The 12,159-nt window shown below is 34.0% G+C and carries 13 protein-coding genes; 4 read left to right on the forward strand and 9 right to left on the reverse strand.

What is annotated here, in order from left to right:
* Window positions 1-63: 63 nt before the first annotated feature.
* Entirely contained in the window at window positions 64-303 is a 240-nt protein-coding gene (locus AC3E9W_RS12160) for a hypothetical protein (RefSeq protein ID WP_488768544.1), read from the reverse strand.
* Between the two features lie 505 nt (window positions 304-808).
* Here AC3E9W_RS12160 and AC3E9W_RS12165 point away from each other — a divergent pair.
* The 3 genes from AC3E9W_RS12165 (at window position 809) to AC3E9W_RS12175 (ending at window position 4,251) form a co-directional block, all read left to right on the forward strand.
* On the forward strand, window positions 809-2,368 hold the full coding sequence (locus tag AC3E9W_RS12165) for an NAD(P)/FAD-dependent oxidoreductase (RefSeq protein ID WP_488768545.1): 1,560 nt from the start codon (window positions 809-811) through the stop codon (window positions 2,366-2,368).
* Window positions 2,369-2,442: 74 nt separating this feature from the next.
* A complete protein-coding gene (locus AC3E9W_RS12170) occupies window positions 2,443-3,144 on the forward strand; it encodes an SMI1/KNR4 family protein (protein WP_488768546.1) in 702 nt (233 codons plus the stop codon).
* Between the two features lie 21 nt (window positions 3,145-3,165).
* A complete protein-coding gene (locus AC3E9W_RS12175; RefSeq protein ID WP_488768547.1) occupies window positions 3,166-4,251 on the forward strand; it encodes a DUF6630 family protein in 1,086 nt (361 codons plus the stop codon).
* 92 nt (window positions 4,252-4,343) lie between these two features.
* Here AC3E9W_RS12175 and AC3E9W_RS12180 read toward each other — a convergent pair whose 3' ends face one another.
* The 3 genes from AC3E9W_RS12180 to AC3E9W_RS12190 all read right to left on the reverse strand — a co-directional run bounded on the left by AC3E9W_RS12180 (window position 4,344) and on the right by AC3E9W_RS12190 (window position 7,686).
* Window positions 4,344-5,303: a quinone oxidoreductase family protein gene (locus tag AC3E9W_RS12180; RefSeq protein WP_488768548.1), complete on the reverse strand. Its 960-nt coding sequence runs from the start codon at window positions 5,301-5,303 to the stop codon at window positions 4,344-4,346.
* Between the two features lie 84 nt (window positions 5,304-5,387).
* Window positions 5,388-6,263, reverse strand: a complete 876-nt coding sequence (locus AC3E9W_RS12185) for a hypothetical protein (protein ID WP_488768549.1) — start codon at window positions 6,261-6,263, stop codon at window positions 5,388-5,390.
* A 10-nt stretch (window positions 6,264-6,273) separates the two neighbouring features.
* Entirely contained in the window at window positions 6,274-7,686 is a 1,413-nt protein-coding gene (locus AC3E9W_RS12190) for an aminopeptidase P N-terminal domain-containing protein (RefSeq protein ID WP_488768550.1), read from the reverse strand.
* A gap of 259 nt (window positions 7,687-7,945) precedes the next feature.
* Between AC3E9W_RS12190 and AC3E9W_RS12195 the strand changes: the two genes are divergently transcribed.
* Window positions 7,946-8,383, forward strand: a complete 438-nt coding sequence (locus tag AC3E9W_RS12195) for an META domain-containing protein (RefSeq protein WP_306157948.1) — start codon at window positions 7,946-7,948, stop codon at window positions 8,381-8,383.
* Window positions 8,384-8,437: 54 nt separating this feature from the next.
* Here AC3E9W_RS12195 and AC3E9W_RS12200 read toward each other — a convergent pair whose 3' ends face one another.
* From AC3E9W_RS12200 to msrB, 5 genes are all read right to left on the reverse strand, one after another.
* Entirely contained in the window at window positions 8,438-9,682 is a 1,245-nt protein-coding gene (locus AC3E9W_RS12200; protein ID WP_488768768.1) for an RNA polymerase sigma factor, read from the reverse strand.
* Between the two features lie 62 nt (window positions 9,683-9,744).
* Window positions 9,745-10,080, reverse strand: a complete 336-nt coding sequence (locus AC3E9W_RS12205) for a YciI family protein (RefSeq protein WP_125722392.1) — start codon at window positions 10,078-10,080, stop codon at window positions 9,745-9,747.
* An 83-nt stretch (window positions 10,081-10,163) separates the two neighbouring features.
* Window positions 10,164-10,616, reverse strand: a complete 453-nt coding sequence (locus AC3E9W_RS12210) for a carboxymuconolactone decarboxylase family protein (protein WP_456895711.1) — start codon at window positions 10,614-10,616, stop codon at window positions 10,164-10,166.
* A gap of 173 nt (window positions 10,617-10,789) precedes the next feature.
* Entirely contained in the window at window positions 10,790-11,395 is a 606-nt protein-coding gene (gene msrA / locus AC3E9W_RS12215; RefSeq protein ID WP_488768551.1) for a peptide-methionine (S)-S-oxide reductase MsrA, read from the reverse strand.
* A gap of 193 nt (window positions 11,396-11,588) precedes the next feature.
* Window positions 11,589-12,143: a peptide-methionine (R)-S-oxide reductase MsrB gene (gene msrB / locus AC3E9W_RS12220; RefSeq protein WP_488768552.1), complete on the reverse strand. Its 555-nt coding sequence runs from the start codon at window positions 12,141-12,143 to the stop codon at window positions 11,589-11,591.
* Between the last annotated feature and the right edge of the window lie 16 nt (window positions 12,144-12,159).

The raw sequence follows: 12,159 nt of genomic DNA on the forward strand, positions 1-12,159 counted from the left end.
ACAATTTTGTTTGAATGACAAGATTGGAATAAGGATTTAGTCAAAGTTTTGGAATTTGGAATTTTACTCCGCATAAACTTCCCCTCGATGCGGTTTCAAAGCATCTCTTACCTGAATCATATTTTGTTCTTCCACAACCATAAAGGCTGTTGCGTGCATATCGTTTATGATGTTAAAACCCGTTATGTTTAAAGGAAGTTTTTCAATAACTATATATTCTTTCAAATGAATTTCGTGGTGTTCGGCAGTTTTAGCAGAAGCAGGTCCACGGAAATCCCAAATTAGTTTTATTTTTCTAGACATTTTTTTTAAAGGTGCAAAGGTTCAAAGAGACAAAGGTACAAAGTATTTTTTTTAAAGGTTCTAAGGTTCTGAGATGCTGAGATTCTAAGGCTTTTTTTGTAGAGGCGTATCGCAGTACGTCTAATGTATTGTGAATATTCGTTGCGTAGACGCACTGCGGTGCGTCTCTACGATATGCTTTGTGAGAAATCTCCAAAATCTCCAAAATCTGCGAGAGAAAAAAAACAATTTGCTCGCAAAGGCGCAAAGTCTTTCGCCAATTTAAATTTTATTATCATCCCGATATTCGTTGCGTAGACGCACTGCAGTGCATCTCTACGATATGCTTTGTGTAAAAGAAATCTTTTTAATCCAAATAATCTGTGGCTAAAAAATAAACAGCAAAGATTTTAAAATGATAGAATCAACGTGCAAATTTTACACTAAATATAAAATCTCATTTCAAAATAGTACTTTTGCATGTTCTTTTCATAGAAAGAAAAGCTAATAGAATAAAAACACGAAAATGCCTAAAGAACTTTTACTTCAAGTTACACCAGAAATTGCTGCAAACGAATTATTGCTAAAAGACCATTTGTCTAAGCAAATCAAAGTTTCTGTACAAGAAATTCAGCATGTTTCGATTTTAAAACGCTCTATCGACGCACGTCAGAAAGCGATTAAAATCAATTTGAAAGTTCTGATTTATTTAAAGGGCGAACCTTTCCAAGAAACTAAAATTGATCTACCTATATATAAGGATGTTTCCAATGCACAAGAAGTAATTGTAGTTGGAGCAGGTCCAGCCGGACTTTTTGCCGCTTTGCAATTAATTGAATTAGGCTTAAAACCAATTGTACTTGAACGAGGAAAAGACGTTCGCGGACGTCGTCGTGATTTAAAAGCTATCAATCGCGAGCATATCGTGAACGAAGATTCAAATTATTGTTTTGGCGAAGGAGGAGCAGGAACGTATTCTGATGGTAAATTATATACGCGTTCTAAAAAACGTGGAGATGTTACGAGAATTTTAGAGCTTTTAGTGGCTTTTGGAGCTTCCGAAGATATTTTGGTAGAAGCGCATCCGCATATCGGGACAAACAAACTTCCTAAAATTATTGAAGACATCAGAAATAAGATTAGAGAGTTTGGCGGTCAAGTTTTATTCGAAACTCGAGTAAGCGATATTCTAGTTAAGAATAACGAAGTTGAGGGAATCGTAACTCAAAATGGAGATAAAATTCACGCCAATAAATTGATTTTGGCAACGGGACATTCGGCGCGTGATATTTTTGAATTATTAGATAAAAAGAAAATTTTAATAGAAGCAAAACCTTTTGCTTTGGGAGTTCGTGCGGAACATGCTCAGGAATTAATTGACAGCATTCAATATAGCTGTGATTTCCGTGGAGAGCATTTGCCTCCGGCGCCTTATTCAATTGTGAAACAAGTCAACGGCCGCGGAATGTACTCATTCTGCATGTGTCCGGGAGGTGTAATTGCGCCTTGTGCTACAAGTCCGGGCGAAGTGGTTACTAATGGTTGGTCGCCTTCAAAGCGAGATCAGTCAACAGCAAATTCTGGAATTGTGGTCGAATTGAAACTGGAAGATTTTAAACCTTTTGCTAAATTCGGCGCTTTGGCTGGAATGGAATTTCAAAAAAGCATCGAACAAAAAGCGTGGCATTTGGCGGGCGAGACTCAAAAAGTTCCAGCTCAGCGAATGATCGATTTTACAAAAAGCAAAGTTTCAGCAGATATTCCAAAAACTTCTTATGTTCCTGGAACAACTTCAGTTGAATTAGGACAGGTTTTTCCAGGGTTTTTAACTCAGATTATGCGTCAGGGATTTCAGGATTTTGGAAAATCTATGCGTGGTTATTTAACAAATGAAGCGATTCTGCATGCGCCAGAAAGCAGGACTTCATCGCCAGTAAGAATTCCGAGAGATCCGATGACTTTAGAGCATTTGCAAATCAAAGGTTTATATCCTTGCGGAGAAGGTGCAGGTTATGCGGGCGGAATTATTTCTGCTGCAATCGATGGTGAAAAATGTGCCTTAATGATCGCGGAATCCTTGAAATAATTGGCTTCGGTTTTTTTGGTCTGGTAAAGATTGTTATCTTAGTATTCTGATTTTAATAGAATATTCCCCCAAAGATGACCATACAAGAAATCGAAAAAAAATACAAATTTGAATACCCTTTTCTATACAAGCAATTAGATGCCGATGGCATGCTAGATGTTGGAGAATATGGCCCAAATTGGTATACAGATGTCTATCCTACTTTAAAAGACAATCCGCCTTTGCTTTTGCATTCGTATGATTTTGAATCGCTGAATTTAAAATCTGTTGCAGAAGAAATCGAAGAACTTCAAGATCCCGAAGATTATCGAAATATTAATCCAGAATTTAAATTTATTCCGTTTGCTAAAAGCGGTGGTGGCGATCATTATTGTTTTTTCTTAAACGAAGAAAATAATGGTGACGTGCCGATTGTGTTTGTTTGGCACGATATGAATGAAGTTAATTATCTGGCTAAAAATCTTCAGGATTTTATCTTCAAAGTTTTGTTGATCGATATGTCTAAACAAGACGTGTACAATCAACTGACAGATGAAGAGTTTAGAAGTGATATCGAATCGGTATTTAAATCACACAAAAAATATCTTACTGATCGGCAAAACGAAATTTTATCGGCTATTTTAAAACGAGATATTATGGATTATGAAATCAACGTTTCTCCAAAAATAGTAGAATCGGCTAGAGGTTTGCTTACAGATCATGAATTGGAATCAATCGTCAATGAGGTAATTCCCTTTGATAAAATGAATCAAAGTTTTAAATATTCTATTGATTAGTTTTAATATAAAATATTTCTCATGAGCTTTTTCTCCAATTTATTTAATAGAAACAACGATCCGAAATCGATCATTTCTTTTGATGTTATTGATCCTATTTACTCTTATTTATATAATGAGCAGTCGAGTCTTGAATTTAAAATGAAAGGAATTCAAGAAGATGTCATGGTGAATTTATATTACTTTCCTGGTTCGTTGGATCATGAAGAAGGAAATGCAGAAATTAAAAAAGTAGGTTTTAATAATGCTTATGAAATTTTAAATGAACTTTATAAGAAAATGAATATTGCGACTCTTTCTGATGAAATGATTCAAGAAGGTTTGGAATATGATTTTATACATATTCAGTTTTATTCTGAGCCAACTCCAGAAGAAAAAAAGTTCTTTAAACGTTCTATAAAAAACTTTGTAATCTTTTTTTGCTGTACGAATAGTTTAGAAATAAACGATTTTAAAATGCTGTATTCTGGTAGACATTTCTTCGATTATACGAAAGGATTGCTGGAGAGCGAAGTTATAGATATAAATAATCCGATGAATGAAAGCGAAGCAATCGGAATTCGAGATTTCAAATTGGTTTTGCAGGGAATTTGCCAGTATTTAAATATTGAAATTCCAAAAACAGTCGAACTTCCTTCAAATGAAGATTTATTAGGGAACGAAGAAGCGACAGAAGAAACTTTTCAGGAATTTATAAAACTGGTTTCAAGAGGAAATGTTGAAGATAAAGAACTGAAAAAAGAAGCTAAAAAGCTTTTTAAAAACTACCAGAAAGAAGCCAAAGAGTATCACAATATTGTTGAAGGTCATTTTGCTTTTTTCGAAAGTATTGATGCCTGGAACAGTGATTGGAAATTTGATCCTGAAGATGCAGCATACTTTATTTCTGAATTAATTGGCGAAGATTTCACTTTCGATTATCCCGAAGAGACGTATAGTCATGATTTGTTTCCGTACATTCAATCGGCATTAGAAAAACACGATCTTGAATTAATGACATACGACACGTACGGCGATAATTATTTGTTTTTTGTCGCCAACAAAGATGAAGTAGAAAGAATTTTAGAATTATCAGAATTGACGAAAATTGAAATTAATCAATTGTGAGAGTTAGCCACGAATTACACGAATTGCACTAATTTTTTTTTAATTATAAAATATAATTCGTGAGAATTCGTGCAATTCGTGGCGAAAATATTTTACGGAATGAATATAATCTTTCCCGTGCTTTTTCTGCTTTCTAAAAAGTCATGCGCCAGTTTTCCTTCTGATAATTTGAAAGAAGTCGGTTCTGAAAGTTTGATTTTTCCTTCGGTAATCCAACTGAATAATTGCGTTGCTCTTTTAATTCTTTCTTCTTTAGAATTCAAATAACTCCACAAATCTCCGCCTGTTAAGGTTTTAGAACCGTCCATTAACATTCTTGGATCTACAGGTTCAGGATCACCGCCCGCCATTCCAAAGAAAACCACTTGTCCGCATTCTTTAGTAACCTTAAAACTTTCTCCTAAAGTGCTTCCTATGCTGTCGTAAACAACATCAACACCTTTTGAATTTATTTTAAAAATTTGAGATTTCCAATCTTCATTATACAACAAAACATGGTCGGCGCCTTGTTCAATAGCCACCTTGGCTTTTTCTGCAGAAGAAGTTAATCCAATCACTTTTGCCCCCAGCATTTTACTAATCTGAGTCAAAAACTGCCCAACACCGCCGGCAACTGCGTGAATTAAAACGGTTTCTCCTATTTGTGTTTTATGACTGTCGGTTGCTAAATAATGTGCTGTTAAACCCTGAAGTAAAACAGAAGCAGCAGTTTCAAAAGAAATTTCGTCTGGCAAAGGCAAAACATGATTTACATTTACAGCAACCAATTCTGCATTGGCAAAAGGAGCATCCGCGAAAGCGATACGATCACCAACTTTAAACTCAGAATGATTATTGGCGTCAACGATAATTCCGGCGCCTTCGTAACCCGCAATAAAAGGCGGATTTCCTTTTAAATGATAATTCCCTTTTCGTCTGTAGACATCAGCAAAATTCAGTCCGATGGCTTTCATCTCGACTAAAATTTCGTCGCTTTTTAAAACGGGATTTGGTATTTCTATATATTCTAAAACATCAGAATTTCCAAAAGTGGAAAAAGTAAGTGCTTTCATTTTGTATTAATTTAAGAATACAAAGTAAGTGAAAAATAGAGAGGAGCGAATCATATTTACGGAAGTTAGGAGAATATATAGCTTTTAATTTGTTCTATTTTCAATTTTACCATCAACATCTATAAAAATGGACAGATAAATTTCTTCTGATATTGGTATTCCTTTGTTTTTGAGAATGTCAAATCTTAGAGGTTTTAGGCTTTTATACATTTTATCGATACAGAATGAATATTCGCCTTTGTCAAAATATTTTTCAATTTCTTTTTCAGTATAAAGCATTTTAATTTTAGATACGTTCCCATTCTCGTCTATAGTTATCAAATATTCTGTGCCACAATCAAAACCTTTTGTGTTTTTCAAGCTGTTTTTTAGCTTTTTGAACAATATATTAGAAATCAATTTTTTATCCCTTCGGTCTATTCTTTTTGGATCATCAAAATAGTTGTCAACATCTTCTGTTTTGGTAATTAAACCATTAGTCACGGTAATTACTTTTTCTTTTTCAAATATTTTATAAAAAACACCATCCCATCTTAATGTTTTATTGGTTAGTGGAAAGTTTATAGTCCCGTCAAACCAGTCAATATAAACTTTGCCATCTTTAAAATTTTCATTGAATATGTTTTTGATTTTATTCTGTGATTGAATTGTATCAATTTTTCTATTTCTCAATTGTCCGCAATCAATTATATGAACGAGAAATAAACTATCGTTTACAATTTTATAAATTGCCTGATAACCTCGCCAGCAGTTTGGTGAAGCATTATTACGGAAGTTTAATCCAAATAAACTGTTGGTCTTTGCAGTATCTTGCTTTTGCAAATAATTTTCAAGAATGAGATTGTAAGTCGGGATGGTATCTTTCCCGTAAATAATAAAGTCAGGCATTTGAGGACTCGCAAAAATGCCTGCTTTAGATATTATAAATAAGATTATAAATAGCTTTGTTTTTTTAGTCATAAATCTCCCTTTATATTTTAGGAAACTTCATATCATTAAAAGTGCTTTTTTGTTTGGCTAAAGCTTCAATATCCTGCCATTTTCTTGGAGAATCTATAGATAGATTTTCATAAGAATCTTTAAGCATTAAAATGTCATCTTCAATACGAACCCCGATATTCCACCATTTTTTATCGCATTTACTGTTTGCCGGAATGTAAATTCCTGGCTCCACTGTAAGAATCATGTTTTCTTTAATAAGAGTGTTGGGACCATTGTAAATTCCTTTGTCATGAACATCCAGTCCAAGAAAATGGGAGCAGCTGTGCGGATAATATAATTTTACATCTTTTGGATCTGTGATAATTCCTAACTTAATCAGACCTTTTGCTATAACATCTTTAGCGGCTTCATTTAGAGCGACAAGAGGAGTTCCTGCTTTACAGATTTTAAAAACAGCTTCCTGTGCATCGTAAACAATTTGATAAATCGCTTTTTGCTCCTCGGTAAATTTTCCGTTTGCCGGAATAGTTCTCGTCACGTCTGCAGAATAGCCGTGATACTCAGATCCAACATCCATTAATAATAATTGATTGTCCATTTTTGTGGCGTTGTTTTCCCAATAGTGCAAAATGCATCCATTTGCACCAACGCCTACAATTGGAGCGTAACCTTCGGCTTCTGCTCCATAATGTTTGTGAATGTAAGTGTGAATTCCGTCAGCTTCATTTTCACTCATGTCTGGGCCAACCGCTTTCATCACTTCGTTGTGAGCCACGCAAGAAAGCTTTACCGTTTTGCGCATCAAAACAAGTTCTTCGGGAGTTTTTATTTCACGAAGCGAACTGGTTATTTTGTCAAATAAATCTGTTGAAGCTTCGTTTGCTTGAGTAATTCCAGCTTTAGATTTAAATGATTTTAGCAGTGCAAATAAATTGTCTGGACTATTATTTTCCGCAACGTCTGTTGGAATTCCGTCATAAATAATTGTATTGAATTTTGAGAAGTCAATGCCAAACGCATTAAAATCTTTTCCGTTGTAAACCGTTGTAAAGCCAAGTTTAGCTTTTGCGCCTTCAATTCCCAAACGTCTTCCTGTCCACATTTCGCGGTTAGCATTTCTTTCTCTTACAAAAAGAACTTCATTGTATTTTTCAATTCCCTGTGCCTCTTTAAAAATCACTAATACCGCATCTGGTTCTTTGTATCCTGATAAATAATACATATCTGGATTTGCGTGATAAATGTAATCCATGTCTCTAGAAAACACTCTTTCTGGATACGAAAAAACAACGGCAACAGAATTAGCAGGCATTAAAGCTCTAAATGCTTCACGGCGTCCTTGATGAAATTCTTTTGTGAGATAATCTGTTGGAAGGTTTTCTTGCGAATGAACAAACGGCGCGGTCAATGCAAATAAAAGCAAAAATAGGAATTGTTTCATTTTTTGGGTTTTTTATTGATGATTTTGGTTTTTTGATTGATGCAAATTACAAAAAAAAAGAAATCATCTAATTGAAATTAAATCTTTGATTTATAAAAGTTTAAATAAAATATAGTAATTTAGAGACAGAAATAACGGTTTTATGTAGAATTTAAATTGTTAAAAATCTCTAACTAGGCATGAATATTGAGTAAAGAATTTTTATAAAATTATTTTAATCTTCAAAAAACAAATTATAAATCTTTAAAAATATATTTTTATGAAAAAGTACACACTTGCAGTTCTTTCAATTTTAGCAATATTTTTTGCTTCATGTAAATCGTCAAAAACTGCTGGAAATGCAGGCAATTTATTTGACACAACTTGGGAGTTAGAATACATTTCTGGACCGAGAATCGCTTTTGAAGGATTATACCCAAATAAAAAACCACAGATTACTTTTGATCAGAAAGAAACAAAAGTTTATGGCAATAACGGATGCAACGGTTACAGTGCGCCATACACTTTGAGCGGTAAATCTCTAACTTTTGGAGAACCAGGTCCAACTACAATGATGTTTTGTGAAGGTGGAGGAGAACAGCAGTTTGTAAAACAAATGGCAAAAATTACAAGTTATTCTATTGATAAAGACGGAAAACTTAATTTGATTCAAGGCGATGTGCCAATGATGAGATTTAAAAAAGTAGCTAAACAATAGTTTTCTAAAATCACTATAAAAATAAAGGCAGATGAAATCAATCATCTGCTTTTTTTATGCGGTAAGATTATTTAATTTTTGAATATTTTTGCTAATGATATTTTTATCAGAAACGGTTTTGGCAAGACTCAAAGCGCTTTCAAAATGTTTTAATGCTTTTTTGGAGTCAATTGAAAAATAAAGATTTCCGAGTAAAGAATAGTAAAAATGATTATCGGTAAGGTTTAATTTTTCGGCTTCGCGAATGGCTTCTTCATTGCCTTCTACTTTAGATAAAGCATAGGTTCTGTTTAAAGCCACAATTGGAGAATATTCCAAAATGATAAGATTATTGTACAATTCGAGAATATTTTGCCATTTTTCAGCAGTATCATTTTTGTTCGTGTGCCAGTAAGCAATTCCAGCTTCCAAATGATATTTTGAAAGCGTATTTCCAGTTGATGATTTGCTTAAAAAATAAGTTCCTTTGTCTATCAATTCCTGATTCCAAAGGGATTCGTTTTGGTCTTCGTACAAAATAATTTCTCCGTTTAAGCCGATTCTCGCCTCAAATCTTGAAGAATGAAAACACATTAAGGCCATTAAAGCATTGGTTTGCGGGAGATTTGTATTTTGATTTTGAATCAGCAAATAGGTAAGACGCATGGCTTCCGTACAGAAATCTTTTCGTAAAGTTGTATTTTGAGAAATAGAATAATAGCCTTCAGAAAACAGCAGATAAATCGTTTTTAAAACCGCAGGCATTCGATCTTGTATTTCAGAAAGATTCGGGTTTTGAATCTTGATATTTTCTTCTTTCAGTTTTTCTTTGGCGCGATTGATTCTTTTGTAGATTACTTCTTTATTTGATAAAAAAGCATCGGCGATTTCGCTTATTCCAAAACCGCACAATAAATTTAGAGCCAATGCAATTTGAGCTTCTTCAGAATTACTTGGATTACAAACCGTAAAAATCATCGCGAGCTGACTGTCGGCAATATTTTGATCTGATAAATCGATGTCAACTTCTGGATTTTGAAGTGGAGTATTATGCTTGATTTCGCCAGCTATTTTGGTTTCAAAAACCGTATTTCTTTTTAGGTAATTTTTAGTTTTGTTTTTGGCAACTGTATACAACCAAGCGGTCGGATTTTCGGGAGTTCCTTTTATCGACCAAGTTTCAGCAGCGGAAAGAAAAGTATCGCTAACAATATCTTCGGCAATTTCGATATACTGAATGCCAAATAAGCTGCAGAGTACCGAAACTATTTTTTGATATTCTGTTCTAAATAAATTAGGGATAAGTTCTTTGTTCTCCATATTATAAAGCAAAATGCCTAAGTAAAGATACAAAGGCATTTTTGATATTTAATTCTTCAAAGTTAAACGGCCATTCTGATTTCGACATTTCCGCCAAAATTCAGAACTGGACATCCTTGCGCAATTTCGGCAGCTTCGTCATAATCTTTTGCTTTAATAATGATTAAGCCTCCGATAGATTCTTTAATTTCAACAAAAGGTCCGTTTGTAACTCCTTTAGAATTTACCAGTTTTCCCTGTCCGTCCCAGCGTTGTAAAGGTCTTGCCAATTTATCCTGAGCCGCGAGACTTCCGAACCAGTTTTGCCATTGCTGCAAATGCTGTTGCAATTCTTCTGGAGAGGGCTGTTCTTCTTTTGTTATAAAATCTCTTCTGAAAATCAATAAAAATTCATTCATTTCGATATGTTTTTATAAAGGATTAATTTTCTTTTTAAGTTGTATAAAGTTAATTGTTTTTAGAAAATAAAAACCAATTATCATTATCCAAACTGACCCACTCTGTAAGTTCCTGGAGTGTTAGCAAAAGCAATATTAAGACGATTCCAAGCATTGATTGCCGCAACTGCAAGAGTAAGATCTATTAATTCTTGTTCTGTAAATTCAGCTTTTGCGATATTGTAGATTTCGTCTGGAACGTCACAAGCATTAACCGCTTCTGTGTACGCAAGAGCCACTCTTTCTCTTTGCGTAAAATAAGGCGTTTCTCTCCAAGCGCTTAACCCTAATAAACGTTGTGTAGTTTCTCCAGCTGCTAAAGCTTCTTTTGAATGCATGTCTAGGCAGTATGCACAGTTGTTAATTTGTGAGATTCTAAAATCTACTAATTCCATTAAAGATTTTTCGATTGTTGCTTTTTTCAAATAACCAGAGATTCCAAATAATGTACTAACTGCTTTTTGACCTTGTTCGAATAAATTTAATCTAGCTTCCATGATGTATAATTTTTAATTGTTTATACCCTAATAACAATCGAACTTTCAGTATTGGACAAAAAATCTGAAAAAAAAATAAAATATTTTTAAAATCTCAATGTTTATAAGCCTTTAGCAAATAAAAAAAACCGTCCATTTTTTGTGGACGGTTTACAATAATGCTTTAGTATTTGTTATTTCTTTTTCAGCTTGTCTTTAAAAACCTTTTCGAATTTTTCGAGTTTCGGCTGAATCACCATTTTACAATAAGGCTGATTTTTATTGTTCGAATAATAATTCTGATGATAATCTTCGGCTTTATAAAAAACTTTAAAAGGTTCCACTTTTGTCACAATTGGACTGTTGTAAACTTTGGCCTTATTGAGTTCGGCAATAATGCTTTGTGCGGCTTTTTTCTGTTCTTCGTTTTTGTAGAAAATTACCGAACGATATTGTGTTCCAACATCTGCACCCTGACGATTTAAAGTTGTCGGATCGTGAACGGTAAAAAAGACTTTGAAGATTTCGTTAATATCTGTTACGTTTTTGTCATAAGTAATCTGAACTACTTCGGCATGACCTGTTGTGCCGGTGCAAACCTCTTCGTAAGTCGGATTAGCAACTTTACCTCCAGAAAATCCCGAAACTACAGATTTTACTCCGTCTAGTTGTTCGTAAACAGCTTCAACGCACCAGTAGCAGCCTCCGCCAAGCGTAATCGTTTCAAGATTTGATTTTTTGCTTTGCGAAAATCCATTCAACGAAAGCGCAAAAAAGAATATTAAAAGTATATTTTTCATAATGAGAATTTTGTTTAAACACATAGAGACATAGCTTTTTGGAATCTTGATAAAGGCGTTTCACTTGACTAAATTCACATAGATTACTATGTGTGAGAAACGAGTTTCTTTTGATCTCCTTAGAAATTTTATAATTCTATGTTTCTATGTGTTTAAAATTTTAAACTTTGACAAAGTTTAGCGGTAAGTATTTTTATTTAGAATCAGGAATAAAATCTAGAGCAATTGAGTTCATGCAGTAACGTTTTCCCGTTGGTTCTGGGCCATCGTCAAAAATATGTCCTAGATGTCCGCCGCAACGACCGCAAAGGGTTTCAATTCGTTCCATTCCAATAGAATTGTCTTCCTTAAAAACAATGCTTTTTTTGTTTTCCTGTTCAAAAAAACTCGGCCATCCGCAGCTGCTCGAAAATTTAGCTGTCGATCTAAAAAGTAAGTTTCCGCATGAAGCGCAGTAATACGTTCCTTTTTCGTCGGTATTCCAAAATTTTCCTGTAAAAGGTCTTTCTGTGTCGGCCTCACGCATTACGGCATAAACGTCTGCGGGTAAAACCTTTTTCCATTCAGCATTGCTGACATTCAATTTTGTGGTATCGGTATTAGAGTAATAAGGATTTCCGGGTTTGCTTATTTTGTTTTCCATAACGACAGTTTTTGCAGATTGCTTTTTGGTATTTTGTCCGCAAGCTTGAAAAATAAAAAGCGGAATCAAAAAACAAAGGCTGAAAATTAGATTTTTAGATTTCATAAATTTTTTGGTGCTA

The sequence above is a fragment of the Flavobacterium sp. 38 genome (genome assembly GCF_057799715.1).

Coding starts and splice junctions, on each gene's coding strand:
- AC3E9W_RS12200 (WP_488768768.1), bottom strand. CDS start 9,682: ATGGAGAACAAAGAACTTATCCCTAATTTATTTAGAACAGAATATCAA.
- msrA (WP_488768551.1), bottom strand. CDS start 11,395: ATGAAAAATATACTTTTAATATTCTTTTTTGCGCTTTCGTTGAATGGA.
- AC3E9W_RS12195 (WP_306157948.1), top strand. CDS start 7,946: ATGAAAAAGTACACACTTGCAGTTCTTTCAATTTTAGCAATATTTTTT.
- AC3E9W_RS12170 (WP_488768546.1), top strand. CDS start 2,443: ATGACCATACAAGAAATCGAAAAAAAATACAAATTTGAATACCCTTTT.
- AC3E9W_RS12210 (WP_456895711.1), bottom strand. CDS start 10,616: ATGGAAGCTAGATTAAATTTATTCGAACAAGGTCAAAAAGCAGTTAGT.
- AC3E9W_RS12205 (WP_125722392.1), bottom strand. CDS start 10,080: ATGAATGAATTTTTATTGATTTTCAGAAGAGATTTTATAACAAAAGAA.
- msrB (WP_488768552.1), bottom strand. CDS start 12,143: ATGAAATCTAAAAATCTAATTTTCAGCCTTTGTTTTTTGATTCCGCTT.
- AC3E9W_RS12175 (WP_488768547.1), top strand. CDS start 3,166: ATGAGCTTTTTCTCCAATTTATTTAATAGAAACAACGATCCGAAATCG.
- AC3E9W_RS12185 (WP_488768549.1), bottom strand. CDS start 6,263: ATGACTAAAAAAACAAAGCTATTTATAATCTTATTTATAATATCTAAA.
- AC3E9W_RS12190 (WP_488768550.1), bottom strand. CDS start 7,686: ATGAAACAATTCCTATTTTTGCTTTTATTTGCATTGACCGCGCCGTTT.
- AC3E9W_RS12180 (WP_488768548.1), bottom strand. CDS start 5,303: ATGAAAGCACTTACTTTTTCCACTTTTGGAAATTCTGATGTTTTAGAA.
- AC3E9W_RS12160 (WP_488768544.1), bottom strand. CDS start 303: ATGTCTAGAAAAATAAAACTAATTTGGGATTTCCGTGGACCTGCTTCT.
- AC3E9W_RS12165 (WP_488768545.1), top strand. CDS start 809: ATGCCTAAAGAACTTTTACTTCAAGTTACACCAGAAATTGCTGCAAAC.